This window comes from Microbacterium sp. NPDC055455, assembly GCF_053619935.1.
On the sequence record NZ_JBSHLB010000002.1, the window covers coordinates 40094 to 66586 of the forward strand.

A 26493-nucleotide genomic window follows, 5' to 3' on the forward strand; every position below is an offset into this window, starting at 1 on the left:
GCGCGGTAGCCTCCGGGCCAGCCGTCGTCAGGGCTTCGGGGGCTTCGGGGTCTTCACCTTCGTGTCCTTCTTGAGGGTGAACTCGAAGGAGTCCGCGGTGTAGTTGCCGGCGGCATCCGTCACCATCAGGTCGAACGTGTGCGTGCCCTGCACCAGCGGGGGAGCCGTCCACGATCCCGAGGCGGCGTCGGCGCAGTCGACGGGCTCGCCGTCGAGGCGGCAGGCGTAGCCGGTGATCGGCGCATCGGGACCGAACGGGGTGGTGCTGAACCGGACGGCGTTCTTCGCCTTGTCCCAGGCGAACGAGTCGATCGTCGGGGGACCGCTGAGGAGGCGGAACGACACGGTGAACGGGGTGTCGTCGGAGTGCTCGTCGCCGGGGATCCGCGCCGTCACCTCGTACCGACCGGTCTCGAGCCCGTCGGGGTCGAACTCGGGGAACGAGATCGCCGAAAGGCGTCCGTCGGCGTCCAGCAGGCTCGCGACGGTTCCGCAGCGCTCGACGGGGCTCGCCGGTATCTCCGTGTACAGCAGGCTGACGCACAGGTCGCCCGTGTAGTCGCCCCACTCCTCACGTCCGCCCATGACGTACGGCACGAGCTCGGGAACGGTGTCGACCGACATGGCGAGCGGGTCGATCTCGTTCGCGACGGCGGCGCGGAAGCGGTCGCCGGACGCCGGGACGAGGTCGATCGTGAGCGGCATCATGGTGCGGGCGCCGGTGACCTGCTGCACGACGACGGGGATGGTGGTCGTCCCCAGATCGTCGAGTCCGGCGGTCACCCGGAGGTCGAGCACCCATTCGCCGTTCGCGGTGTCGTAGCCCGTCGACAGGGTCACGGCGCCGTCGAGGAACTGCACGATCGACTTCGGCGTGTCGTCGGCGGGATCGACGACCCCGAACGACGTGGGCGTCCCGCCGGTGCCGGGAACGATCCGCGCGAGCTCGTAGTTCGGGTTCGCGGTGACCTGCACGGGGATCTCGACGGACGAGTGGACGGGGTCGAACACGACCAAGCCGGGCTGGTCCGCACCGGGGGCGGTGCGGGGCGCCGTGAGGACCGGACGCGCCGGGTCGTCGATCGCGAAGGACTGCGTGGTGGCGGTGCCGAACCGGTCGGTGATCGTCACCTCGACGCCCTGGGTGAGGTCCGCATCGCCGGCGAGCGTGTGCGAGAGCGCGGCCTTCAGCTCGGGGAAGAGGTCCGTCCTCACGCTGGAGCAGCTCATCGGGTCGATCGTGTGGCAGGTGAGGTCCACGCGCGAGTGCTCGCCCGGTTCACCGGTGACGGAGCCTGGCCACGTGACGTCGATGGTGAAGTCGTTCGATGGCACCGCCGCCCCGAGCTGCGCCGAGACACGGAGGCCGGATGTGCCGTCGTCGTGGAACGTGAGCTCCGCGATCTCGGTCTGCGGCGGAACGATGCGGAAGTCGACCGAGCCCCACGCGTCGGGCACGGTGCCGTCCGCCGGATCGGTGTCGTGCGCGCGGACGGCGGCACGGTAGTCGCCCACCTCCGTCGGCTTGAACCTGGTGTCGTAGCTGGTGACCTCGGGGACGACGTCGATCCACGCGCCGGTGATCGGATCGACCCGCTTGACGGTCCACGTATAGCTGTACCCGGTCTCGTGAAGACCGTCGAACGTGCCGTCGGCCGCGACGGGGTTCGGGCGCAGGATCACGGTCCGGCCCGGCGTGAGCGGCCCGACCGCGCTCGGCCGGACGCCGCCGACGCTCGGCACGTCCGGTGCGACGAGCGCGACCGAGACCGAGCGGCCCTCGCGGTCGATGTAGTGGATCGTCGATGCCCGCTGGGCCACGAGCATGCCGTCGCCGTCCAGGCGGGACACGCTGAAGCCACCGTCGGGGGCTGCCGCTCCTTCGGCGGGCGGCACACGGCTGGCCGTCGTCTCGCGCCCGGCGTTGTCGGTGTACCGGAACTCCAGGGCAGGCTTCTCACCGTCGCCCTCGTCGACGATCATCCAGTCGCGGCTGAAGCGGACGGTGGTGTCGCTGTCGCCCATCGGCACCGTGATGGAGTCTTCGACGCGCGGGGTGGTGGTGCCGTCCATCACGAGGAAGCGGTAGTCCTGCTCGGTCGTCTCGTTGGGGGTCCACAGCGCGTCGACGTCGGGGATGAAGGCGCCGTCGATCGTGTTCGACGTCTTGACGAGGATGAGATCGAGGATCCTCGCCACCGCTGGGTCGTCGCGGTACGCCGGCTGGTTCTCGGCTGTCATGCCCTCGCGCAGCTCGAGTCCGGCGTAGTCGTCGCGCAGATCGTCGAGGAAGAAGGGGTCCGTGGCGTCCTTGGCGTTCTTCAGGCGCTCGGCGAGCTTGATGCCGACCTGCTCGTGCTCGGCGAGCTGGATCGAGGCCACCACCGTGACGACGATCGCGAGGATGACGATCCCCACGACGGTCGCCGCCGCGCCGGCCGCCGTGGCGGGGACGAGCGCGCCTCCCCATGCGGCGTGTGGGAACACGCCTGCGAACACCGTCCCCAGAGCGGTCCCGGCTCCGGCGGTGCCGGCCGCCAAGGCGGCGCTGCCCGCAGCGGCGGCGGCCGCGGCAGCGGCCCCTCCCGCGATCGCGGCACCCGCCAGTGCGCCGTACGCCCGCTGCACGTCGGCGATCTCGTCGGCGTAGCCCGACGTCGAAAGCCGGTCCAGCCCGAGCTCCGCGGCGTTGCGGTACATCCCCCACGCCTGGAAGGCGTCGGCCGACGGCTGCGGCGGGGCGAACACGAAGGCGCTCTCGAGCACCGTGTGCCTGCGCGCACACCAGTCGACGACCTCCTTGGGCAGCGGCACGGGATTCGTGATGAACGCGGGCGCCGCCGGCGGCGTGTACCCGCACTCCAAGGCCTTGAACGCCGCGTGCTCCTCGACGGCGTACTGGGCGATCTTGCGGTCGGTGCCGAGCAGCTGGCGGTTGACGTAGTCGAGGGTCGTCTGCTCGTTGGCCGTGAGCTCGACGCCGTAGAGCGAGCGATCGAGGATGTCGAGGATCCGCATCATGACGTAGGCGCGGAGCTGGTCGCCGGCCAGGCGCTGCACGCGGCCGTCGGCCGGAATGTCGTACATGGCGGTGATGACGTCGACGCCCTCACCGATGATCCATCCGAGCGCCTCCGCCGCGCCGCCCTCGTCGCCGAGGGTGTAGCCCGATACCGAGCCGCCGACGTTCAGGTCGCCCGCGAACGGGTCGCCGGTGCCCTGCGTGCCGATGCAGATGGAGCCCGAGCCGCTGTCGATGCACTGCGACCGCACGGTCGACTGGTCGCCGATGGTCGTGAGCGAGCCGTTCGAGCTGATGACGAGCTCCAGCGACCCTTCCGCGACGATCGGGACGGTGAACGACGTGATCGGGTCGTCTGGCTCTGTCGTGTCGGCCGCGGCCGGCGAGGCCGCGAGAGGGGTGAAGAGCGCGGCGACGGTGATCGCGACGATCAGGCGGGTGGTTCGCAGCTTCATCGCAGCTCTCCTCTGCACGCAGAATGCTCGTACTGTGTGCACCCAACCGCGAAGCACCCGGTGCCGCATCGGGCAAATGCCCTATCTTGCATGCCGCGGGGGCGGAGCGCGGGCGCGCACAGCGTCGGAGGTTCTCGCCGACACGCGGGGAACGGATGCCGCCACGCGGCGTGTCGGCGAAGACCTCCGATCTTGTGGATGGGCCGGCAACCGGCCGGCGCTCGGCTAGCGTGCTCGTCCGGTGCTGACAACCCCCTCGCCGCACGCCTGCGATCCGCAGAGGCTGGAATCGATGCAGAGGAGGTCTGCCATGAACAGGAACGCAGACGACATGGGTGCCGTCGACCCCGGCATGCGTGACGCCGAACGCAGCATCGACGCCGTGGGCGAGGGCGAGTACGACACGTCGCGCAGTGAGGTGACGACCGCCACGACCGATCACGACGAGATCCGCCGGTGGGCGGAGGACCGTCATGCGACGCCGGCGACGGTAGGTGACACCGGCGACGCCGTCGGCGACCTGCGGTTCGACTTCGATTTCGGGCCGGAGCTCGACGAGCTGCGGCCGGTGAGCTGGGAGGAGTGGCTCAAGGCGTTCGACGAGCGCGGGCTCGAGTTCGTGCACCACGCGGACACCCGGCCTGACGGATCGGTGTCGTACGACTTCTTCCTGGAGCCGCGCCGCACCGGCGTCTGAAACGGCCTGGCGCAGCCGGCTGACCTCGCCGGCTGCGCCAGACTGAGGTGACAGCTCACCCGAGCCGCGCCGGTCAGGGCGCGGCATCCGTCCCCGCATCGCGGCGCGCCCGGGCGACCACGATGCCGCGCTGCGACGTCTCGAACCGGTCGAGCATCGCCTGCAGCTCGGCGGCGTCGACGTCGGCGCCGAACGCCTCCGCCCCGGGCTCGAGCTTGATGCCCTCGCGCAGCGGACCGGCGAGCACCGGGTCGAATCCGAGGGCGTCGACGATCCGCATCACCGCGCGCACTGCGGCGGCGTCGTCACCCGCCACGGCGATCGCCTTGCGCCCGGGAGCGCCTGCGGGCCTGGCCTCTTCGTCGAGGTCGCGGTAGCCCACGTGGTTGAAGGCCTTCACGACGCGCGACTGCGGGAGGAACCGCTGCACCGTCTCGCTCGTCGTCGTGCGCAGGTCGGCGAGGTCCGAGCGCAGCCCGTCGACCTCCCACCAGTAGTTCATGGCGTCGATCACGATCCTGCCGCGCAGCTCCTCGACGGGAAGCTCCCGGTAGCGGGGGAGCGGCAGCGCGAGCACGACGGCGTCGGCGTCGCGGGCGACGACGGATGCCTCGGCCGCGGTCGCCCCCGGAGCAACGGCCTCGATCGGCACGGCGATGCGGCCGGGGTCTCCCGAGCCGGCGACGAGGACGCGGTATCCGGCCTCGCGGGCGAGCCGCGCGAGCACCCGGCCGACCCGCCCCGCGCCGATGATGCCGAGCGTCCGGATCTGCTCGAGGTCCGCCGACGTGCCGCTCTGGTCGCTGCGTTCCGCCATCCGCTCAGGCTAACCGCCGGACGGATGCCGCGCCCCGCCGACGCGGCATGCGCACGGGCGCGGGGGCGCGTGACTCAGACGAAGGGGCGCGAGACGTCGATGATGCGCCGGACGCACAACTCGACGGCGGCGCCGGTGGCGATGCCGGTGCGGTGCGACGGGTGGGGCGTGCCGAGCGCCCGCTGGTAGGCGGTGAGCGCTTCGTTCGCCTCGCGGAAACGGCGGGGCGCGGCCTCGTCGCCCAGGGGCGTGGCGGTGAGCGCGGCGGCGGAGCGGATGGCCTGGGCGAGCTGGGCGCGCACCTCATCGGTGACGGCGGCGTCGTCGGAGGCCTGCAGCTCCAGCAGCAGGTCGATGAGGTCGCGGGTGAGGAACGCCGTCCGGTCGAGCGCCGCCATGCGCAGCGCGTTCTGCTCCCGTTCGTCGCCGTGGCCTCGGCGGCGCGGGTTGGCGCGGGCGCTCTCGTCGGCCTCGTCGACCTCCACCGTGACGGCCGCCCGCGCCTCGTCGAGCGACTCGAGCGCGGACGTGAAGCGGTCGGGCTCGATGCGGTCCTCGGCGACGGCGTCGGCGGCATCCGTGAGCAGGCCGGTGACCGTGTCGCGGAACGCGGACAGCCGCTCGCCCGCCTGCCGGAGGTACAGCGGCGGCACCACGATGAGGTTGACGGCGATGCCGACGATGACACCGAACGCCACCGTGCCGAGGTACGAGATGGAGAAACCCTCGGGGTCGGAGCCGCCGGTCAGCAGCACGAAGAGCGCCGCGAGCGCCGCCCAGTCTCCGCCGGCGCCCAGGAGCCGGAGACCGCCCAGCAGCACGCCGACGCCGATGACGACGCCGAGCACCAGGCCGCCCGGCAGCCCCAGCCGCAGCCCCGCGACTCCGCACATGCCGAGACCGATGCCGACCGCCAGGCCGAGGAGCACCTGCATGCCCACCGCAGCCGACCGGGCGATCGTCGGGTGCATGGTGACGAGCGCCCCCAGTGGCGCGTAGTAGGTGTACTGGTCCTCGGCGAACGGGATCAGCGGGGCGAGGTACCACGCGATCACCGCCGCGAGCGATGTCTTGATCGCCAGCAGCAGGCGCGGCTGCTGAGCAAGTCGCGCCGTGTACGACACGGCCCGCCTCAGCGGTTCGGCGCGTTCGTCCATGACGACGTCCCTCCCATCGGTCGCTGGCCCCAACCTAGTCTCCGCGCCACAGGGTGCAGGAGGTGGGATGCTGGAACCCGCTCATCTCGATCGCGGAGGATCCCCATGCAGCAGCGCGCACTCGCCCGCACCGGACGCTCGGTGTCGGCGATCGGTCTCGGCACCTGGCAGCTCGGCGCCGACTGGGGGGATGTCAGCGAGGAGGACGCGACGGCCGTGCTCGCGGCATCCGCGGATCACGGCGTCACGCTCTTCGACACCGCCGACGTCTACGGCGACGGGCGGAGCGAGTCGATCATCGGGCGCTTCCTCGCCGGGCGGGGCGACCACGGCATCACCGTCGCGACCAAGATGGGCAGGCGCGCGGCGCAGGAGCCCGAGAACTACACGCCCGAGAACTTCCGCGCGTGGACCGACCGGTCGCGCCGCAACCTCGGCGTCGACACGCTCGATCTGGTGCAGCTGCACTGCCCGCCCACCGCGGTGATCGAGAGCGACACGACGTACGACGCCCTCGACGCGCTCGTCGCGGACGGCGCGATCGCGGCGTACGGCGTATCGGTCGAGACGTGCGCGCAGGCGCTCGCCGCGATCGCCCGCCCGAACGTGACGAACGTCCAGATCATCTTCAACCCGTTCCGGCTGAAGCCGCTCGATGAGGTGCTGCCCGCGGCGCAGGCAGCCGGCGTCGCGATCTTCGCACGCGTGCCCCTCGCGTCGGGCCTGCTGTCGGGGAAGTACACCGCCCAGACGACGTTCGCCGCCGACGATCACCGCACCTACAACCGGCACGGCGAGGCGTTCGATCGCGGCGAGACGTTCTCGGGCGTCGACTTCGAGACCGGCGTCGCGGCCGCCCGCGAGCTGGCCGCCGCTCTTCCGGACGGCGTGTCGCTTCCCGCGGCGACGCTCGCGTGGATCGCCGCGCAGGAGGGCGTGACGAGCGTCATCCCCGGCGCGCGCAACGTGGAGCAGGCCGAGGCGAACGCCGCCGCGGGTGCGCTCCTCGACGACGGCTTCGACGTCGCCGCGTTCGACCGGGTCGTCCGCGACGTCTACGACCGGGATCTGCGGGCGTCCATCCACCCGCTCTGGTGAACACGCGCGACACGCGGATGCCTCGGCCCGGCGTGATCCGCCGGGCCGAGGCATCCGTCATCCGGCCTTACGGCGCGGGGTAGTCCACGACGTACTGCGGCACGCCGATCTTGGTCGTGTCGGCCTGACCGCCGATGCCGTTCACGACGTGCTGGATCGTGCCGGCAGAGAGGTTCACCGTCATGATGTGGTGCAGTTGCACGCCCGGCGTCTCGGGCGCTTCGAACCCGTTCTCGGTGAGGATCGACGGGTTGTTCTGGTTGAACACGTACACGCCGGCGCCGTCGAGGCGGTGGGTCGTGACGTCGTCGGCGACCTTGTAGCCGGGGTAGCCGAGCGTGCCGTCGGGCTGCGTCCAGTCCGCCTGGGTGGGCGGGTCGTACGGCAGCTCGTTCTGGTACAGGACCACGTGGCCGTCCTCGCCGTTCCACTGCGTGTTGAACTGCTGGAAGTGCTCCACGAAGAGGCCGGTCGCCGTCACGCGGTCGCCCTCGACGATGACGCCGTTCGTGCCGGTGTTGGTGTTCCACCGGTCGGTGTCGCCGTTCACGCCTTCGGTGAAGCCCTCGATGCCGTGATCGCCGCGCCACACCCAGGTGTGGTCGATGAGCACGTCGTCGGAGTGGACCTCGAGCGCGGTCGTGACCTTGCCGATGTGCGGTCCGCCGACGCGGAAGTACACGTCGCTGAGGGTGATCGGGTTCGCCGCGTCGAGCACCTTGTCGCTGTCGGGCTCGCCGACGCGCAGCAGCGCGGGCGAGAGCTCGGTGCCCGCGTCGATCGTGACGCCGGCGATCACGATGCCGTCGGCATCCTTGACCTGCATCGGGACGGCGCCGCCCACGGCGGTGAGGGTCGCGTGCCCGAGGCCGAGCACGACGGTGCCCGCGCGCTTGACCTCGATCGTGCGGTCGATGTCGTAGACGCCGGGCGTGAGGATCAGGTGCTGTCCGCGGGCGAGCGCGTTGTTGATGTCCTTGACCGAGTCCGCGGGCGTCGCGATGAAGAAGTCCGTGATCGGGATGCTGCGCCCCGCGGTCTCGCCGTCGGCCCAGGTGATCCCGCGCGTGTCCTCGGCGGCAGCCGGCACCCGCACGTTGTAGCGGCCGTCGTCGTCGACGTAGAGGTACGGCTTCTCGCGGCTGAGCGGCGTCTCGTCGAGGGTCGTGTACGGCGGGTCCGGGAAGGTCGCGTCATCGGGGGCGCCGACGACGCCCGAGAAGACCTGGTTCCACACGCCGTTCGACCAGCCGGCGACCTCGCTGTTGCGGATCAGCCACTGCTGCTGCGACCCGTTGATCACGAACGGCAGCCGCGAGTCGGCGATGAAGCCGCCGCTGGCGTACTGGGGGCCGGCGGTGCAGTAGTCCATGAGCGAGAGGTTCGCGCCCGAGATGTCGAGCCGTCGCATCGAGACCGCCTGCGACACCGCCCAGAACTCCGCGCTCGCGCGGCAGCCGTCCTGCCCGGTCTTGTCGATGTCGATCGACAGGTTCGAGATGGTGCGCCAGAAGTTCACGAGGGCGAGGCAGTTGCTCGTGCCGCCGTTCTCGAGGCACCGGTTGTACACCTCGACGGCGCCGTGGATGGTGACGTCCTCGGGTGAGGCGCCGAGGCCCGCGATCTCGGTGTAGTAGCCGACCTTCGCCTGCAGCGGCTCGGCGGCCGAGCCGTACTGGCCGGGCAGGAAGAACACCGACCGGCGCTCCGAACCCATCTCGGCGTCGACCTGCTGCGCGTGCAGCGCATCGAGCTCGGTCTGGATCTGCGAGACGGGGGTGTCGGGGCTGTAGATCGTGACGTTCGGCCCGAAGTCGGGGTCGAACGGGTCGACCGTCCGCGGCGGCGCGGCGGTGGCGGGGGCGGCGAACAGCGCGCCGGCGACGAGGGCCGCGCCGGTGGCGACGGCCAGGAGGCGCGCCGTCCGGGCGGGGCGCCCGGAGCGCGCCGAAGCGACACCGAGGCGGGGAACAGGTGCGGGCATGGGGAACCTCTCCGTCGAGGGTGGGAAGCGATGTTGCTTACCGGACTGTAACCAATCGTGGGAGCGTTCTCAAGGACTGTTTTCGGACAGCGCTTGCTCGCTCAGAAGTCGCGTCGCATCACGAGACGGCGCTTGGTGGGGTGCGTGATCTCGCGGAATCCGGCCGCGAGGAACGGCCCGACGGCGCCGACGCTCATCTCGTCCCAGATGACCTTCTTGCCCTCTGCCAGAAGCGGATAGCCCTCGACGGCCGCGGCTCCGCGAGCGCGTGCGTGCTCGGCGGCGGCCGCGACGAGCGGGTAGGTGAGACCCTGGCCGCGATGGCCCTTGCGGACCACCAGGCACGGGATCGCCCAGACGGAGTCGTCGTCGGGGTCTTCGGTGCGTCCCTGCCAGGGGACGGGTGATCCGCGCACGCGTCCGTACACCCCGCGGCGGTCGACCGCCGCCCACGCGACGGGCTCGGCGTCGTCGTACCCGACGATGCCGATGGTCTCGGTGGCGCGCGGATCGCCGCAGTGCGTCTCGGCCTCGAGGATCGCGGCCCGCTCGCTCTCGGGCATGTACCACCAGTCGTGGTCGCCGAGTCGTTGCCGCTGGCATTGGCAGCGTCCGGCGGCGCCGGTGAGGATCGCCTGCAGGTCGTCCCACGACGCCTCGTTCGCGGGGACGAAGCGGAGTGCGCTCATGGCGGGAGCGTAGACCCGCCCTCCGACGTGCGCGACGGGAGCGGTCGGCTGCGGCTGCTCGGGCGTACGGTGTTGAGATGCATGAGCTCACCGAAGAGGCGCTGGTCGCGGCATCCGTCGACGTGGTCTGGGCGGAGTTCACGCTCGGCGACCTGCTCGTCAGCTGGTTCTGGCCGCCGCGGTTCGAGACGACCGCGCTCGTCGAGGTGCACGAGCTGGGGCCATGGCAGGTGCGCTCCGAGGTGGCCGGCATCGCGGTCGAGGCGACGGTGCTGGGCTTCGAGGCGCCGCACCGCCTGCGGCTGGCGTGGCGGTGGGCGGGGGAGGAGCACACCACCGACGTCGGGATCGAGCTGGAAGAGGCGGCGGATGCCACGACCCGTGTGATCGTGCGGCATTCCGGGTTCGCGACCGCCGACGAGCGGACGCAGCACGTGGACGGCTGGTCGAGCTGCCTGCAGCGGCTCGTCGACCGGCACGGCGGTCCGCCGGGCGAGCACCTCTGACGGGACGTCCGACCCGCTCGCTACTCTGTGGCTCGTGATCATCGAGTTCGACGGCGAGGTGTGGCGCTGGGATGCCCGTGACGATGCGTCGTGGTTCTTCACGTCGGTGCCGCCCGAGTTGAGCGTGGACATCCGCGAGATTCCGCGGCCGTCTCGCGGTTTCGGGTCGGTGCGCGTGCGGGCGCGGGTGGGCGGCACGGAGTGGGCGACGTCGATCTTCCCGGACTCCGGGTCGGGGTCGTACGTGCTGCCGCTGAAGAAGGCCGTGCGCGATGCCGAGGGGCTCGCCGACGGGGGTCCGGTGACGGTGCGGCTCGAGGTGCTGGACGGCTGACGGGCCGGATCACCACGGTGGCGGCTCGGGGTCGACGATGCGGGCGGTCGGTGTGACCCACCAGGTGACGCCGGTGATCTCATCGCGATAGAGCTTCCACGCGCTCTTCGTCTTGAGCACGTGATGCCGCTCACAGAGCGGAGCGAGATTCGTGTCGGTCGTGGTGCCGCCGTACTGCCAGTCGAGGCGGTGGTCGATGTCGCAGTCGCGGGCGGGGCGGGTGCAGCCGGGGCCGATGCAGACCGGGTCGCGCACGCCGAGCCACCGGCGAAGCGCTGTAGGAACGCGATAGGTGCGCCGGTCGACGTCGAGCACCGTGCCGGTGATGGGGTGCGTGAGGATGCGCACCCAGCTGGTGGCCTCGCCGGCGAGGCGACGGGCGGTGTCGGCGTCGATCGGGCCGTAGCCGTCGAGCGTCGCCGGCTCGTCGTCGTGGCCGAGGAGCGTCATCACCGGGACGGTGACGGCGACCGCTGCGCGAGCGGGCGCGGGGCCGGTCTGCGGAGTCTCGCCGTGCGCCAGGAGGTCGAGCAGCACGTCGGCGCGGATCTGCGCGACGGTGCGCTCTTCACCCGGCTGGTCGCGCAGGTGTTGCGCATGGGCGTCCGCCCGGCGCTGGGCGGCCTGCACCTCGGCGGCGGGGCCGAAGATGCTCAGTGTCGCCATGCCGTCGGGCTCGGCGGTGGTCCAGATCCGGCGGTCTTCGGCGGCCCGACGGTGCCGATCGTCGATGGACTCAGGGTGCACTCGCTCCCGGACGACGCGGGCGCGAAGACGGAACTTGCCGGGCGGCATCCGTCGTGCTCCCTCGATCACCTGCGCGTCGAACTGCGCCCACGCCTCGGACGCGGAACGGGGGAGCGAAGCGGCGTGCTGCGCCGCGGTGTTCGCGTTCTGCTCGGAGACGTCACCGGACGCGAACGCCGCCCACACGAGGGGGCATCGTTCGCGAAGCGTGTCGACGTGGAAGGCGCGCGTGCGCACGATCGCCTCGGACAGCCCGAGCCGCACCGCCACGTCTGCCGCGGCCGAGCGCACCGCGATGTCGCGGCGCTCCGCGCGCACGGCACCGACCGAGCGGCCCTGCGGATCATGCCATTCCAGGTCGAGGGTCGGGTCGGGGCCGGTCCACGGGTCTGGGCAGTCCGCGGCGTCTCGAAGCACGGACGCGATGCCCGCGTACTGCTCGGCGAGAAGGATGCGACTGCGCACCGTCGCGTACTCGATGGCCTTGAGCCCCACCGAGTGCATCTCACCGCTCGCCTGCAGCGCGTCGAGGTCGACGTCGGGAACGAAGTCTTCGAACTCGGGCGCCTCCCATGGGCCGAGCTGGAACCAGGGGTCGTCATCGATCCAGGCCGGCAGCGGCGCCGCGGGATCCGATGAAATCTCCATAACTGAATCGTAGACGCAACCTCCGACATTCGCACCTATATTCGAGAAACGCCTACCTTGCTCAGCTGTGCGTCCGACCGAATCACGCCGGTTCAGACGAAGCGCACCCAGTTCGCCCCGCCGCCGGTCTCGGCCCGCTGCCGCAGCTCGAGCCGGTCTGCGTCCACCGCGTAGAGCGCCACGGACGTCGAGCGCTCGCCCGCCGCGACGAGATACGCGCCGTCCGGGCTGAGCGCGAAGCCACGGGGCTGCTCCTCGGTGACCGTGAACCCGGTGGGGGCAGACACCGACCCGTCGTCCGCGACGGATACCGCACCGAGCGTGCTCTCGGTGCGCTCCGAGGCCCACAGCCACCGGCCCTGCGCACCGAAGTGCAGGTCGGCGCCCCAGATGAGGTGCTCGGCCTTCGGGTCGGCACCGAACCGGCTGTGCTTCAGGCCCTTGGACGGATCGAAAGCGGATGCTGCGCCCACCAGCTCGAGCGTTCCGTTCGAGGTGTCTCGGGCGAAGTGCAGCACTTCGGCCGAGAACTCCGTCAGCACGTACACGGCGTCCTGCGCGTCGTTCAGCACGAGGTGCCGCGGGCCGCTGCCCTTCGGCGCCGCGACGGTCTCGGGCGTCAACGCGACGAGGCGCAGGTCATCGTCGAGGGCGTACTGCGCGACGAGGTCGGCGCCGAGCGACACGAAGTACGCGAAACGGCCGTCCGCGCTGGGCAGCACCGAGTGCAGGTTCGGGAACTCCACCCGCGACACCGGCTCGCCGACCACCCCATCGGTGATTGCGGCGCTGATTCCATATCCTCCGCCGTACGATGCGCCGAGGAGCCCAGCGCCGTCGCGCGTGAGCGCAAGGTAGTTCATACCGCCGTCGGGCAGGTCGCGACGCGACACCTCCGACAGGCGTCCTGAGCGGCGGTCCAGGCGCAAGGTCACGATCGCGGCGGGCTCACCCTTCACCCCGGCATAGACGAGGTCGCGGGCGGCGTCGACGGCGAAGGTGGAGCATCCGTCCAGTCCTTCGGTCACCGAGATCCGCTCCAGAGCGCCGTCCGTCAACTGGAACGTGCTGATGCTGCCGTCACCGGCGTTCGCCACGAGGATGAGGTGCGATTGCGTCATGCGTCGATCGTAGGCGCGCGACACGGCGCCGATGGGGTCGGCCCGGGGCGGAGGCATCCGCTTCCCTCGTCCGCAGGTTCGACGCTCAGCTAGTGGGTGAAGACCGACCCGGCCGCCGTCTGGAGTCTGCCGAGAAGTCGCAGGCGGGCTGCGCCTCGAATACGGGCGTCGGCCAGCTCGCGATGACGTGCGGTTCGGCTTCTGCTACCTCTCTTCCAGGCGCGCGCGGATGTCGTCGGCACACTCCTCGACCGTGTACTGCACCAGGCCGATCAGACCGGCGAACAGCCTCGCGATCTGCCTCGGCAGGTGCTGGCTGATGACCGCATCGCCCACGCGGCGGATGCGACCGGCCTGATCGAGATACGCGATCGGCGCCGGAGCGCACCAGCTCGGCTGCGAGTGCGCCACGGTGGTGTTGCGGTACACGCGGATCTTCTCGTGCAACGCCGCGAACTCTTCGGGCACGACCGACACCGCCCGGAGGGGAGGGCGCACGTTGGAGTGCCCGCGGCGAGCAGGCGCGCGTCGGCGCTGTCGGGCAGACAGGCGAGCCCCGACGGCTTCCCCTCGCCGTCTGGGTCGCCGCTCATCGAGCGCCTTCGGCGCGCGCGTGCTCCGATCATCGGGACCTCCCATGTCCCTGCAGCCGATGAGGGATGTCTGCGGACGACCGTCGCGACCCGCTAAGTTGGCCTCGAGCGAGAATCATTCTGCTGGGGAGCATGATGTCCGATCGGTCTACTGGGGGACCGCCGCCGGGCTGGTACGCCGAGTCACCGGGTGCCAGCCGCCTGAGGTGGTGGAATGGTGCTGCCTGGACGCAGCACTATCGATTCACGACGACGGATGCCGCGGCTCCGCCGCCGTCCGATGGGCCGCTGTCTAGGGCACCCACTGCCGTCGAGCCCGCCGCGAGCGGGTCACGGGGGACGAGTCGTGCGCAGCGTCGTCACACGCGGCGGTCGCATGCCGAGCCGACGGAGGGGCGAAGCGACATTGCGGCGTTCTTCGCCGTGTCGACTCCGGGTGCCGCGACGCCCGCCTCGTCGGCGGCCGAGCAGGTCGCACCGGCGCCGACGGCTGCTGTGCACGCGTGGCCTCCTCCGGTGTCCACTCTGTCCGGTCCGATCCATACGTCGCCCGAGCCGGCGGTGACACGACGCGCCGCGGCCGCGGCGAACGCATCTTCGATGCCCGACGTTCCACCCGGCGCGCTCCCGGATCAGCCGACGGTGTCGACGTTCGAGTCGGCACTGGGTGACGCGTCGCCTCCGGCGCCGCGCGCGGAGTCAGCGAGCCCGAACCTTCCCGCCGGTGAACCGCGTCCCGGCTCAGAGTCGACCGAGCCAGAGGCTTCAGCGGATTCAGCTGCGCTCCGCCGTACCCGCACCGGGTCGACCGCCGACGTCGAGCCGTCTGCGGGTGGCGAACCTACTGAGCCTGCCGTCGCGCCGAGCGCTGAACTCGAGACCGACGAGCCGGATATTCCCGCACCGGCCTCCGACCGCGAGCTGCCGGCCGAGCGGTTCCCCGACCAGATCGTGGTGCGCCCGGCGGCTGCCGCGGACGACGATCGGATGCCGCGTCCGCTCGTCTACCACCCGGTGTCGAGCGCGTACGTCGGTGAACTGACGAGGTCGCTGCCGGAGAAGTCCGCGAGGAATGGTGCCGCCACGGCGTCGCTCATCGTCAGCGGACTGAGCCTGTTGGGCGGAATCGCCGTGGTCTGGTGGCTTTCTGCCTTCGACCCCTTGCTCGCGGGCACCGCGAGCATGGTGAATCTCGGGTTGGCCGTCACGGCCTTCTTCTTGGCGATCGGGGGACTCGTGGTCGCGGTGCAGCGCCCGACGCAGAAGGCGGGATCGGTGGTCGCACTCGTCGTCTCGGCGCTTCTGACGGTGTGGCTCGCGACCGTGCTCATCCTGGTGACGATCGCGATCACCGCGTGACGACGAGCATCACCACTCTTCTTAAGCCATTCTTCAGGAAACCTTGCATTCTGCCGCGTTGACACCGGATGCCTCGACCCGCCATGCTCAGTCCCGGGGAGGGGATTCACGCACGTGTGTGTATCCCTACTGCCCAGCTTCGACTGCTGGGATTTTCGTTATTGGGGAAATGGACGAGCCGGTACTCGGTGTGCCGGTCAGCTGAAGTTGACCTTGACACTCGGAATGGGGAGTAACAACGCTATGCGTGCAACCATCAAGAACTACATCGAAGCCATCAAGGCTCGTCGTGAGGACGAGGATCGCGAGGGCGGCTTCTCGCTCGTCGAGCTCATCGTCGTCGTTGTCGTGATCGGCATCCTGATCGCCGTCGCCTTCCCGATCTTCGGCGCCGTTCAGCACAACGCCGCAGTGGGCTCGCTGAACTCGGCAGCCGCGGAGGGCGCCACAGTCGCGGCTTCGGAAGTCGCACTCGGCAACGCTGACGCTACAACCATCGGCGCAGCGATTGACCAGAGCGAAACGGGCGACTACACACTCGCGCTCGCCCCCAGCTTTGACGACTATGACGACCTGAATGACGTCTGCATCATTGCCACGGCGGACCCCGACGGTGCGCTCAGTGCAGCTGGTGGAGACACCGGCAGCGCCGGCCCCGGCTGCCCGTAAGGATCAACACCGCCTCGTCGGGGTGGACGCGCGACAGCGCGCCGACCCCGACGAGGCGATGCGGGCTCGTAGACGGCACTAAGGCGCTCTCATGACTCGATCGACAGCGGTAGCTAAGCAGGCCAATGACCCAGGGTTTGGCCTAGTCGAGGTCGTCGTCGGGATGCTCCTCCTAATGCTGATTCTCATCGGGCTACTTCCCGCGCTAATTCAGGGGGTTGGTGAAGCCGCCCGTCAGTCGTCGGTCGCAACGGCCACCCGCTTGGCGAACGCACGGGTCGAAGCAGTTCGGGAGAGCCCAAGTTGTCTAGCTGTGCTTGCTGCACTCACGAGCCATTCAGTCGCCGACGGTCAGGGCAATACCCTGACCGCCAGCGGCACGCTGAAGCTCACCGAGGGCCTCGTTGGGCCGAGTGGCACGCTTCCGGCCGGAAGCACCATAAGCAGTTGCTCGGTGCCTCCTCTTCCCGCGCCGCTCACCAAGACACTCATATCGGTCGAGGTCGAAGTGCGTGACCAAGCCAACGTAGTTGTGGCCGAGGCGACAGCCCTCGTATACCTATCATGAGTGGTGAGTCGACCGACCACCGCGATGCCGGGCTCAGCCTGCTGGAGCTCATCATCGCCTTGATGCTGAGCGGCCTCATCATTGCGGCTGTGGCGTCGTTCTTCATCAGCTCACTACGAACGCAGGAGGAGGTGACCAGCGTGACCTCTACGACCAATCGTGGGCAACTTGTCGGTTCAATGATCGAGCGGGCGGTTCGGAACGCCCTCTACGTAGCGCCGATTGGTGCGGCGGGGAGCGACACTCTCACCGTTCGCACCTCGCTCGACGGAGCGTTGACGTGTCAAACGTTCAACTTCTCTGGGGGGTCAATTGCGATAACTACCTCAGGCGACACTTGGACGCCGGAAGTCCAGGAGATCGGCACGAGCCCGGTATTCCGAGAGACGGGCGATCAGGTCTCGTATTCCTTCGACCTGAAGACAGACTCCGCCCCAGTACGCATCTCGGGCGAGGTAGGGCCACGCTCGCGCCAAGAATCCGGATTGGGCGTTTGCTGATGGCGGCAGCGCCAATCCTCGGTCGGCGAGGCCATCGGCTCGATGATGATCGTGGTGCCGTGCTCGTATCGGTGCTCGTGATGATGTTCGTGGGGGTCATCATCGCCACCGCGATCGCCGCTGCGGTAGTCGTAACAATGGGGTCGAACCTCAGGAACAAAGACCGCACACAGTCGTTCATTGCCGCCGAATCCGGCCGCGACGCCGCGGTGGATGCTCTCTCGGACGGGTGCGCGGCCAGTGACTTCACCGGTTCTGGTAGCAACCCCGCATACTCGTATTCGGTTCGAGTGTCGGGCCCGAGTGAAGTAGCTCAGCCCGCAAGCTTCGACGCAGTCAGCGGCACCGTGTGCCCCACGTCGAATGCTTGGGTCGTGGTGCGTTCGACTGGAACTGGTCCCGACGGTTCGACGACCACCATCGACTCGGTGTACCCATGGATTGTTACTTGGGAGCAACAGGCAGGCGGAGTTCTCGCCTACTTCGCGAACGGTGTGAGCCTCCGCGGCACCTACGCGGGCGACATCGTCGTCCGCTCCGGCAACTACACCTGTGAGAACGAAGGCACGCTGGACGGAGACCTGTACGTAACGCGAGGAAGGGCGATCTTCAACCGCGACTGCACCGTTGTCGGCGACGTCTGGAGCTATGACGACGTCGACGGCTCCTCGCAGCGCATCAACATCACAGGCAATGTGAAAGCGGGGGGTGTCACTTCAACGGGAACCACCGTGAGTGCGGATGTGACGTTCACATCGAACGGCACGATCATCGGGACCGAAACAGATCCAGAATCAGGCTCTATCGAGGCGACCGGAAACATCGACCTCACGAATACCGGTTCGACTGACGGCCGAGGCTGGGGCAACCTTTTGGCCGGCGGCTTGATCAGCGTCGGCAACAAGTGGTCCATCGATCCGACGGCCACCCGCATCCAGTCCACTCCTCCGCCTCCGTTCGACCCCACTCTTGAGTTCATCCGTGCCATCACGGCATGGATGGATTTGGACAAGTCCTCCGGCTGGGGCGCAACATCCATCGTCGCCTGCGACCTCACTCCTGCGCAGATTGTCGCCACTCTGACCACCGGCGGCACCGATGCTGTGGTATTCGACTACTCGAGCTGCAGTTCCGTGCATACCAATGTCACGATTCCGTCAGGAATCCACACGCTGAACAAGGACGCTGCCTTCATCCTGCCTGCCGGCAAAGTTGCCAACATCTCGATCGCTGGCAATCTCAGGAACGATAGGCAGATCGTGTTCATGCACGAGGACGCAAACCGAAGCACCGTTGCGGGTGAAACGCAGCCAACGTGCGGAAACGGAAACCAGCGCGACAACTTCGACATCAGCGCAGGGGTGACGATCGAACCGCGGCTCATGGTTTATACCCCCTGCGGACTCAACGGCACGGTGAACTCGAGTTTCCGCGGCCAGCTCTACTCCAACGACACGAGCGGTGTCACGTTCATCGGAGCTGCAAGCTACACGTGCGCGCTGATGGAGTGGGCGCCGGCGTTCGAGAAGCTTGGTTGCAAGGTGCGTGGCGAAGGCGAGGACGTCGTGATTGAGACCGTGCTCGTGCAGCGGCTTGGAGAACGTGTCTACCAGACTGAGCGGGCACCGACGCCGACGCCGACGCCGACGGTACCGTAGCCTGTGACTTCCTTGATCGCTGCACTCGTCGCCCTTGCTGGTCTGTTCGGTCTTGTCATCGGATCGTTTCTCAACGTGGTCGCATACCGCGTCCCCGCGAAGATCTCGCTCCTTCGTGAGAGCCGGTGCCCACACTGCGACGCGAAGGTAAAGCCGTGGCACAACGTGCCGGTGATCGGGTGGGTATTACTTCGCGGCAAGTGCGCGAGTTGCAGTGCGCCTATCTCAGTGCGCTACCCGATCGTCGAGGGTATCGCGGGACTGGCGTTCGCACTTGTCGCGTGGTGGGCTCTCACCGTATACGACGGTCTTCTCAGCCCGAGCGCGACGCTCGCCGAGTATCTTGCACTTCCCACTGTCGATGGGTTAGTGCGGACGGCGGACCTATGGGCCCTGATACTCATCGTCATCGCTTACCTGTACTTCGCAGCCCTGTCGATTGTGCTTACGCTCATCGATCTCGACACGCACCGCCTTCCCGACAGCATCGTGCTACCGAGTTACCTCGTCGCGGGCACCCTATTCACCGTCTCCGCGATGCTTACGGGGGAGTGGCAGCTCCTGCTCCGTGCGGGAATCGGCATGGCGTCGCTCTATCTGTTCTACCTTGTGCTTCGGTTGATTCGTCCCGGCGGAATGGGGGGCGGCGACGTAAAGCTTGCGGGCGTTATCGGGATGTATCTCGGCTGGCTCGGCTGGGGCGCGCTCGCGGTGGGCACGTTCGCTGCGTTCCTATATGGCGGGGTCTTCGGCGTTATCCTGATTCTCCTTCGCCGAGCCGGCCGCAAGAGCGCCATTCCGTTTGGGCCGTGGATGATCCTCGGTGCTTGGACAGGAGTGTTCGCAGGTGAAGCTATTGGCCGCTGGTATGTGGATCTGGTAACCGGGGCCTGAGCGCCTCGGGTGGGGGAAGGGGAGACGATGGGCAAGTCAATCGTGGCGCTGGAGGTGACCGAGGAGAGCGTGAGAGCGGCCGAACTCTCATTGGGGCGCAAACCGCAGATGATCGCCTATGGCGAAGTGCCGCTGCCCCCAGAAGCAGCCCGTGACTCTGAGGTGCTGGACCCCGGGACCGTGGCGGTTGCATTACGCCAGTTGTGGGCGGGCGCCCGCTTCAAGAGTAAGGACGCGGTGCTCGGTGTTGCGAGCCGTCGCATCCTGGTGCGCGAGTACACGACCCAAGCCATGCGGCCAGACCTACTTCGAGAAGCGCTTCCTTACCAGGTGCAGGATCTTCTCCCGGTGCCTGCGAGTCAGGCGGTGTTGGATTTCTATCCGCTGAGTCAAGACGGTGACCAAGTCTCGGGTCTACTCGTCGCCGCCGTCTCGGAGAACATCGAGCACATCATCTCGACCCTGTCCAAAGTGAAGGTGCGAGTTCATGGCGTGGACCTCACGGCGTTCGGGCTTGCAAGAGTCACCGCACAGATCGCTGCACCCGACGAGACGGTCGCGACGGTATACATTGGCGACCACACCACACAGGTAGTCGTTTCGCGCGGCGGTATCCCTCTCTTCGTGCGCATCCTTCCTGTCGAGGTAGCGACTTCCGCAGCCCTCCGCCACACCGCGGACGAACTTGAACCGGCTCTTGAGTACGCGGGCGGCAACGGCGGGGCAGCGCGCACGCGAGGTGCCAACCGCGCAGCGCAGCCGCCTGGCGTATCAGATCTCGCCGCGCGGCTTCGCAGCACCATCGTCTTCTTCGGGAGTCGCCCGAATGCCACGCCGATCTCCCGAATATACATCTCAGGAGCGGGCGCGGCGGCGGACGGCATCCTGCCGTCACTTACGACCGCGATCGACACTGAGCTGCAGGTCCTGACGGTGGGTGATGTGATCGCGATGTCGACCCCGGCACCCGTTGGCGAGGTTGCGCTCAACCTCGTGTCGACAGTGGGTATCGCGCTCGGGGAGGCTCGCCGATGACTGCGATCGCCCCACCGCTCGGAGGACTCGCGCGCGTCAACCTCATGCCACGCTCTGAGATCGTCCGCCGAGAACGCGACGGACTGATCCGGGTCTGGATCTGGATTGTGCTCGGAGCTATCGTCGTCGCGTTGCTGATCATCGCAGGTGCGCTCACGTTCAAGTTCTTCGCCGACCAACGACTTGCGGCAGAACAGGCCCACACCAACACGCTTCTCGCAGAGATCGCCTCGCTGTCCGATGTCAGCAACGCGCTCACCACGGAGGCGGAGTTGACCGACTATCGGCAGGAGGCGGCGAGCACCGATATCGCCTGGGTTCCGGTGTTGGCCACCATCTCGAGCACTCTCCCGCCCGGCACAACGGTAACCCGGATCGATCTCACCGCCGGCGCGGCGCCCCAGGGGGGTGACCCCACGCTCGAGCAGGGATTGATTGGCGAAGTATCGTTCGACAGCCCCACGCCCCTTGACATCGTTCCGCTTATTCGTTCACTCCGAGCTACTGAGGGTGTTTTCTACGCCGATGGTGAGTCGGTCACCTCTAGTCAGGTTTCAGAGGGCCGCTACGCGTACGTGCTGAATCTACAGTTCGACCAGAACGTCTACACGAACGAGTACGCCGCCGAGCGGGGGAGCGAATGATGCCGAAACAGATCGTTACGGCGCTCGGCCTGATCGTCTCCCTTGGCGTAATCGCGCTTGGCGTCTTCCTCGTAGCGCTGCCGCTCTACTTCCAGGCGATCGGTGTCGATGCGCAGACGTCTACGGTAGCTGCGACCAATGCCCAATATCAGGCGCAGGTCAGCCAGCTGACGGAGCAGCAGCAAAACCTGGACGAGATCAACGCCAGCGTCGCCGAACTGCGGTCGCAGATTCCAGACGAGGCCCAGTTGGATGACGTCTTCGAAGTTGTTGCGCGAGCCGTCGAAACGACGGGCGCCGTGATGTCATCAGTCACCGCGGGGGAGCAGGTTGCATTCGCGGCGCGCACACTCCCGCCCGAGCTCGGCACATCCGCGGCGGCCGAACCCGCCCCGCAGCCAACCCCTGCGGCGACGCCGCCCCCCGCTGACGAGTCCGCGAATCCCGCACCGGCCCCGGCCGCCGTCGCGCCGGCAGGCCGTCAGCAGGTGGACTTCGTGATCACTGTGACGGCGGCCGACATGGCGCAAGCAACCGCCTTCGTCGACGCGCTGCGCGCGGGCCCACGCCTGCTGATCCCGAACGCGGTGATGGCCACTCAGAATGATGATGGAACGGTCGACGTCCAGGTCACGGCGCTGACCTTCAACGATGAAGGATGAGCGATGGACAACGTCAATTTCGAAGCCCTCCTCGCCCTCGGCGCGCGGCACCGCGCGTCGGATGTGCATATCACCGCCGGCGCGCCACCCTTGTTCCGTGTCGACGGTGATCTTGTAGCGGTCCCGGGTTACGCGGAGGCGCTCTCTGAAGAATGGGTGGAGCAGACGGCGTTCGATCTCATGGGCGACGGCCAACGCCAGGAGTTCCTTGAGCACGGCGAGGTCGACCTGGCTCACGCGACGTCCGGGATCGGACGATTCCGGACCAACGTATATCGCCAACTAGGCTCCGTCGCGATCGCATTGCGCTACATTCCAGACCGGGTTTACTCGCTGGAGGAATTGGGTGCACCGGAAATCGCCCGTGACCTTGTGCTCCGCCCACGCGGTCTAGTGCTGCTGACGGGGCCCACCGGATCTGGCAAGTCCACGACGCTTACAGCGATGGTCGACATCGTCAATCAATTGGTGCCTGCCCACATCATCACGATCGAAGACCCGATCGAGTTCCATCACAAGTCCAAGCGCGCGCTCATCCACCAGCGCGAAGTCGGTCGCGACACGAACTCATTCGCTGAAGCACTCCGCCGAGTCCTCCGCCAGGATCCTGACGTGATCCTTATCGGCGAGCTACGCGATCCGGAGTCGATCTCCACGGCGCTGTCAGCGGCGGAAACGGGGCACCTTGTGTTGTCCACGCTGCACACCCAGGGTGCAGCGAAAAGTGTCAACCGAATCATCGATGTCTTCCCGGCCGAGAAGCAGCATCAAATTCGTACCCAGCTCGGCGACACCCTCCAAGGCATCATCAGCCAGACGCTTCTGCCGCTCGCGCAGGTGAATGGACGCACCATCGCGACGGAAGTGCTGATCAACACCCCAGCCGTGGCAAACATGATTCGAGAGGGTCAGGTGGCGCAGATCTACTCGGCTATGCAAGCGGGATCAGAGGTGGGCATGCACACACTCGATCAGGACCTCCGTCGACTCGTCGCCGACGGCACCATTTCGCGGAATGTCGCGATGGATTTTGCGGTCGACCCCAGAAACCTCGACGGCATCTACGTCAAGCCGCGCGACCTGGATGCGGAGGAATGGGCCCACCACGCCGGAGAGTGGCGGCAGGAAGAGCTTGTAACCCCCGCGGCAAACGCAGCGGCAGGCACGGGAGTCGGCATGGGCTCTCGGTTCGGTACGCCAACGGTCGGCGGCCGGGTCGATCCGACAGCGCGCGACATCGATTGGACCGGGGCGAACGACGCTGACGCGTGGGCCGCGGCGAACGGAGAGGGCTGACGGTGGCAGTTGTCCAGGAGTTCACGTATCGGGCCGTCGACGCGCGAGGCGGATCGCTTGTGAAGGGGACCATCGAAGCGGCCAGCGAGTCCGCGGTCACTGGAAAGCTCAGAGCGCAGGGACTCACTCCTCTCGAGGTCACGCTGAAGTCCAACACCGGGCTCAACCGCGAGATCAGGCTGCCTGGATTCAGCCGGACGGTCTCTTCACGTTCACTTGCCGTGTTTGCGCGGCAGATGGCGGGACTCATCAACGCGGGCCTCCCACTGATGCGCACGCTTGCCATTTTGATTGAGCAGACCGACGACAAGAAGCTCCAGCCCGCATTGGTGCAGGTGCATGCCGACGTCGAATCTGGGTCCTCCTTTTCCGCTGCGCTGGCCCGCCACCCCCAGACCTTTCCGCCCCTCATGCTCAGCATCGTGAAAGTGGGTGAGGCGGGAGGATTTCTCGGCGGCGCGCTGAGGTCGATCGCTGACAACTACCAGCGCGAAGCCGAGCTTCAGAACAAAGTCCGTGCGGCAGTCACATATCCCATCATCGTTTTGGTGATCGCGATTGTCGGCGTACTCGTGATGGTGACCTTCATCGTGCCGATCTTTGCGGGTATGTTCGAGTCTTTGGGCAGTGAATTGCCGTTGCCGACGCAGATTCTGGTCACAATCTCGAACAACATGTGGTGGATGCTTCCAGCGCTCGCGCTGATCGCCATCGTCGCCGTGGTGTGGTGGCGCGCGAACCGCCACACCGAGCAGTATCGCCGAGCGGTGGACCCGGTGAAGCTCAAGATGCCCATCTTTGGCAAGCTCACCACGAAGATCGCCGTCGCACGGTTCTCGCGGAACCTCTCGATGATGCTCAACGCCGGCGTGCCTATCATCCAGGCCTTGTCGATCGTCGGCCAGGCCTCGAATAACTGGAAGATCGAGCAAGCCGTTCGCGAGGTGCAGGAATCGATCCGTCAGGGCCGTTCTTTCGCGGCCCCACTTGCCAAGGCGGACGTCTTTCCCGCAATGGTGCCTCAGATGGTGTCGGTGGGCGAAGAGTCGGGCACACTCGTCGACATGTTGGCGTCCATTGCCGACTTCTATGAAGACGAGGTGGAGACCGCCACATCGCAACTTTCATCGACGATCGAGCCGATCCTCATTGTCGGGTTGGGCGTTGTCATCGGTGCGATGGTCATCTCGCTCTACCTGCCGATCTTCACGCTCTATGGAGAACTCTCAAGTCAGGCCTCGTAAGAGTTTCTCCCCGGCCGCTCGGCTCGCACCGTCGGCTCGGTTGGCGTGATCGGACCGGCGTCTGTGGTGCCGAGGCTGACCGAGATGCGTGGTCGCCGCGTCCCCGGGCACTGACGTCCGCTGTCCGCAACTTGGCCAATGAGCCGGAGCAGACGTAGATTCGGATCACCGCGGAGGTGCTGGCAACCGCGGCTCTTCTCCGCCATTCGCGCCCTTGGCGAACGGACCTTGCGCGCTCCTCGGCTGGATCGCGGCTCTGAGTCTCGTGTCAGATCGTGACCCGAAGTACCTCTTCGATCGTGGTCAGCCCCTGAGCGACCTTCGACCAGCCGTCATCGCGGAGCGATACCATGCCCTGCTCGACCGCCACGTGACGGATCTCTTTGCCTGTCGATCGAGTCACCACGAGAGACTCGATCTCGTCGCTGAGCGTCATGATCTCGTGGAGCGCGACACGGCCGCGGTATCCGGTGTTGCTGCAGGCGGGGCATCCGACCGCCTTGTACAGCTCGGGGAGGTCGTGCGGGTCGTGCGGGAAGCCGAGTGAGGTGAGAACCTCGGTCGTCTCGACGAGCGGCTCGCGGCAGCGCATGCACAGCCGGCGCGCCAGACGCTGAGCGATCACGGACGACAGTGCGGTCGCAACGAGGAAGGGCTCGCAGCCGATCTCGGTGAGACGCGTGAGCGCAGACGGTGCGTCGTTGGTGTGCAGCGTCGACAGCACGAGGTGACCGGTGAGCGCCGCCTCGATCGAGATGTTGGCGGTCTCGAAGTCGCGGATCTCACCGACGAGAACGACGTCGGGGTCGGAGCGGAGAATCGATCGCAGCGCCGACGCGAACGTCAGGCCGGCGCGGTTGTTCACCTGCACCTGGTTGATGCCCGCGATGCGGTACTCGACCGGGTCTTCGACCGTGATGACGTTGATCTTCGGGTTCGCGATCGAACGGAGCGCCGTGTAAAGCGTCGTCGACTTGCCCGAACCGGTCGGACCGGTCGCGAGGATCATGCCGTGCGGCTTCGTGATCGCATCCCGGAAGCGTCGATCGTTGACGCCCGAGAACAGCAGGTCGCGCATCGCCATCGTCTGACCGGTGTTGTCGAGGATTCGCATGACGATCTTCTCGCCCCACACGGTGGGCAATGTGGCCACGCGGAGGTCGACGGTGCGGTTCTCGTGCGTGACCGAGAGGCGGCCGTCCTGCGGCTTGCGCTTCTCGGCGATGTCGATCGACGACATGATCTTCAGGCGCGAGATGATGCCGTCCTGAATCGCCCGGTCGGCCTTCTGCATTTCGTGCAGCACGCCGTCGATGCGGAACCGCACCGTCAGCTGCTTCTCGCCCGGCTCGACGTGGATGTCGCTCGCACGGTCGTTGATCGCCTGCGCGATGAGCAGATTCACGAACCGCACGATGGGCGCGGCGTCGTCCTGCTCCTCGAGGCTCTCGGTGAACGCGGCCTGATTGGCCTCGCTCGACTCCTCGATCGACATCGACAGCTCGCTGAGCTCTTCGTCGGAGCGCAGGAACCGCTCGAACATGTTCGTCAGCGCGTCTTCGGCGACGACCACCGGCTCGACGAACAGATCGGTGATGCTCGCCACATCGTCGAGCGCGACGATATCCGTGGGGTCGAGCACGCCGACGGTCAGGCGGTCACCCTTGCGATCCACCGGGATCAGGCTGTACTTGCGACACAGATTCCCGGGAACCAGTGCCACGACGCTCGGGTCGAGCGGCGTGTTCGCCAGATCGACATACCGGTGGCCGGTGTGCAGCGCGATCGCCTCGGCCACCTGCCCCTCGGTCACCAGATGCGAGCTCACCAGCAGGCGCTGCAGCTCGGGCCCTTCGCCCGTCTGCGCCAGCGCCGCTGACATGTCTGCCGCCCGTACCGCCCCAGTCAGTACGAGTGTTTGTGCCAATCCCCTCACAGCGTCCCCCATTGAATCCCCAGATGGTACGACGACGGGCGGAACTGCGGGAGGGGTTGACAGGCGACCGCGAGCTTCGCGACGTGAGCGAAACGGTGCAGCCATGCCTGTCATTATGCCCAAGACCCCCCAGCAGCGATCTCCCCAATCGCCAAGAGAC

24 protein-coding genes and 1 pseudogene are annotated in these 26493 nt (G+C 67.7%); 16 read left to right on the plus strand and 9 right to left on the minus strand.

Annotated features, from left to right (window positions below; all coding sequences use genetic code 11):
- Window positions 1–27: 27 nt before the first annotated feature.
- The gene (locus ACWGUG_RS06560) at window positions 28–3477 is read right to left on the minus strand and encodes a hypothetical protein (protein WP_452324228.1); all 3450 of its coding nucleotides are present in this window, start codon (window positions 3475–3477) and stop codon (window positions 28–30) included.
- 310 nt (window positions 3478–3787) lie between these two features.
- Here ACWGUG_RS06560 and ACWGUG_RS06565 point away from each other — a divergent pair, with 310 nt between their 5' ends.
- Window positions 3788–4174 (plus strand): hypothetical protein, encoded by a 387-nt coding sequence (locus ACWGUG_RS06565; RefSeq protein ID WP_452324229.1) that lies wholly within the window; start codon window positions 3788–3790, stop codon window positions 4172–4174.
- A gap of 73 nt (window positions 4175–4247) precedes the next feature.
- Here ACWGUG_RS06565 and ACWGUG_RS06570 read toward each other — a convergent pair whose 3' ends face one another.
- Together ACWGUG_RS06570 and ACWGUG_RS06575 are read right to left on the minus strand one after the other, a co-directional pair.
- Window positions 4248–4991 (minus strand): NADPH-dependent F420 reductase, encoded by a 744-nt coding sequence (locus ACWGUG_RS06570; RefSeq protein WP_452324230.1) that lies wholly within the window; start codon window positions 4989–4991, stop codon window positions 4248–4250.
- A 74-nt stretch (window positions 4992–5065) separates the two neighbouring features.
- Window positions 5066–6148: an FUSC family protein gene (locus ACWGUG_RS06575; RefSeq protein WP_452324231.1), complete on the minus strand. Its 1083-nt coding sequence runs from the start codon at window positions 6146–6148 to the stop codon at window positions 5066–5068.
- A gap of 105 nt (window positions 6149–6253) precedes the next feature.
- Between ACWGUG_RS06575 and ACWGUG_RS06580 the strand changes: the two genes are divergently transcribed.
- A complete protein-coding gene (locus ACWGUG_RS06580; RefSeq protein WP_452324232.1) occupies window positions 6254–7246 on the plus strand; it encodes an aldo/keto reductase in 993 nt (330 codons plus the stop codon).
- Window positions 7247–7313: 67 nt separating this feature from the next.
- On the opposite strand, the gene ACWGUG_RS06585 is transcribed toward ACWGUG_RS06580, so the two are convergent.
- A complete protein-coding gene (locus tag ACWGUG_RS06585; RefSeq protein WP_452324233.1) occupies window positions 7314–9230 on the minus strand; it encodes an adenylyl cyclase in 1917 nt (638 codons plus the stop codon).
- A 101-nt stretch (window positions 9231–9331) separates the two neighbouring features.
- Window positions 9332–9919, minus strand: a complete 588-nt coding sequence (locus ACWGUG_RS06590; RefSeq protein WP_452324234.1) for a GNAT family N-acetyltransferase — start codon at window positions 9917–9919, stop codon at window positions 9332–9334.
- A gap of 77 nt (window positions 9920–9996) precedes the next feature.
- Here ACWGUG_RS06590 and ACWGUG_RS06595 point away from each other — a divergent pair, with 77 nt between their 5' ends.
- Window positions 9997–10425 (plus strand): SRPBCC family protein, encoded by a 429-nt coding sequence (locus ACWGUG_RS06595; protein WP_452324235.1) that lies wholly within the window; start codon window positions 9997–9999, stop codon window positions 10423–10425.
- 34 nt (window positions 10426–10459) lie between these two features.
- The gene (locus ACWGUG_RS06600) at window positions 10460–10759 is read left to right on the plus strand and encodes a DUF1905 domain-containing protein (protein WP_452324236.1); all 300 of its coding nucleotides are present in this window, start codon (window positions 10460–10462) and stop codon (window positions 10757–10759) included.
- Between the two features lie 9 nt (window positions 10760–10768).
- Here ACWGUG_RS06600 and ACWGUG_RS06605 read toward each other — a convergent pair whose 3' ends face one another.
- The 3 genes from ACWGUG_RS06605 to ACWGUG_RS06615 all read right to left on the minus strand — a co-directional run bounded on the left by ACWGUG_RS06605 (window position 10769) and on the right by ACWGUG_RS06615 (window position 13752).
- Window positions 10769–12154, minus strand: coding sequence for a DUF222 domain-containing protein (locus ACWGUG_RS06605; protein WP_452324237.1), 1386 nt, complete (start codon window positions 12152–12154; stop codon window positions 10769–10771).
- A gap of 92 nt (window positions 12155–12246) precedes the next feature.
- Window positions 12247–13275, minus strand: coding sequence for a lactonase family protein (locus tag ACWGUG_RS06610; protein ID WP_452324238.1), 1029 nt, complete (start codon window positions 13273–13275; stop codon window positions 12247–12249).
- Between the two features lie 204 nt (window positions 13276–13479).
- A complete protein-coding gene (locus ACWGUG_RS06615) occupies window positions 13480–13752 on the minus strand; it encodes a hypothetical protein (protein WP_452324239.1) in 273 nt (90 codons plus the stop codon).
- A gap of 251 nt (window positions 13753–14003) precedes the next feature.
- Between ACWGUG_RS06615 and ACWGUG_RS06620 the strand changes: the two are divergent.
- The 12 genes and pseudogenes from ACWGUG_RS06620 to ACWGUG_RS06675 form a co-directional block, all read left to right on the plus strand.
- Window positions 14004–14123, plus strand: a pseudogene (locus tag ACWGUG_RS06620) (DUF2510 domain-containing protein); the annotation flags it as partial.
- 345 nt (window positions 14124–14468) lie between these two features.
- Window positions 14469–15227: a hypothetical protein gene (locus ACWGUG_RS06625; protein WP_452324537.1), complete on the plus strand. Its 759-nt coding sequence runs from the start codon at window positions 14469–14471 to the stop codon at window positions 15225–15227.
- A gap of 243 nt (window positions 15228–15470) precedes the next feature.
- Window positions 15471–15896 carry a prepilin-type N-terminal cleavage/methylation domain-containing protein gene (locus ACWGUG_RS06630; protein WP_452324240.1) on the plus strand — a complete coding sequence of 142 codons (426 nt, stop codon included), beginning with the start codon at window positions 15471–15473 and terminating at the stop codon, window positions 15894–15896.
- Window positions 15897–15987: 91 nt separating this feature from the next.
- On the plus strand, window positions 15988–16464 hold the full coding sequence (locus ACWGUG_RS06635) for a hypothetical protein (RefSeq protein WP_452324241.1): 477 nt from the start codon (window positions 15988–15990) through the stop codon (window positions 16462–16464).
- The gene (locus ACWGUG_RS06640) at window positions 16461–16964 is read left to right on the plus strand and encodes a PilW family protein (protein ID WP_452324242.1); all 504 of its coding nucleotides are present in this window, start codon (window positions 16461–16463) and stop codon (window positions 16962–16964) included. The genes ACWGUG_RS06635 and ACWGUG_RS06640 overlap by 4 nt, the downstream gene beginning before the upstream one ends.
- Window positions 16964–18622 carry a hypothetical protein gene (locus ACWGUG_RS06645; RefSeq protein ID WP_452324243.1) on the plus strand — a complete coding sequence of 553 codons (1659 nt, stop codon included), beginning with the start codon at window positions 16964–16966 and terminating at the stop codon, window positions 18620–18622. The genes ACWGUG_RS06640 and ACWGUG_RS06645 overlap by 1 nt, the downstream gene beginning before the upstream one ends.
- A gap of 3 nt (window positions 18623–18625) precedes the next feature.
- Window positions 18626–19516, plus strand: coding sequence for a prepilin peptidase (locus tag ACWGUG_RS06650; RefSeq protein WP_452324244.1), 891 nt, complete (start codon window positions 18626–18628; stop codon window positions 19514–19516).
- A gap of 27 nt (window positions 19517–19543) precedes the next feature.
- Window positions 19544–20551, plus strand: a complete 1008-nt coding sequence (gene pilM / locus ACWGUG_RS06655) for a type IV pilus biogenesis protein PilM (RefSeq protein ID WP_452324245.1) — start codon at window positions 19544–19546, stop codon at window positions 20549–20551.
- Window positions 20548–21195, plus strand: a complete 648-nt coding sequence (locus tag ACWGUG_RS06660) for a PilN domain-containing protein (protein WP_452324246.1) — start codon at window positions 20548–20550, stop codon at window positions 21193–21195. Before pilM ends, ACWGUG_RS06660 begins: the two co-directional genes overlap by 4 nt.
- Window positions 21195–21857: a hypothetical protein gene (locus ACWGUG_RS06665; protein ID WP_452324247.1), complete on the plus strand. Its 663-nt coding sequence runs from the start codon at window positions 21195–21197 to the stop codon at window positions 21855–21857. Before ACWGUG_RS06660 ends, ACWGUG_RS06665 begins: the two co-directional genes overlap by 1 nt.
- Before the next feature lie 3 nt (window positions 21858–21860).
- The gene (locus ACWGUG_RS06670) at window positions 21861–23153 is read left to right on the plus strand and encodes a type IV pilus twitching motility protein PilT (protein WP_452324248.1); all 1293 of its coding nucleotides are present in this window, start codon (window positions 21861–21863) and stop codon (window positions 23151–23153) included.
- Between the two features lie 2 nt (window positions 23154–23155).
- Window positions 23156–24397, plus strand: coding sequence for a type II secretion system F family protein (locus ACWGUG_RS06675; RefSeq protein WP_452324249.1), 1242 nt, complete (start codon window positions 23156–23158; stop codon window positions 24395–24397).
- Window positions 24398–24665: 268 nt separating this feature from the next.
- On the opposite strand, the gene ACWGUG_RS06680 is transcribed toward ACWGUG_RS06675, so the two are convergent.
- Window positions 24666–26333 carry a GspE/PulE family protein gene (locus ACWGUG_RS06680; RefSeq protein ID WP_452324250.1) on the minus strand — a complete coding sequence of 556 codons (1668 nt, stop codon included), beginning with the start codon at window positions 26331–26333 and terminating at the stop codon, window positions 24666–24668.
- Window positions 26334–26493 lie beyond the last annotated feature (160 nt).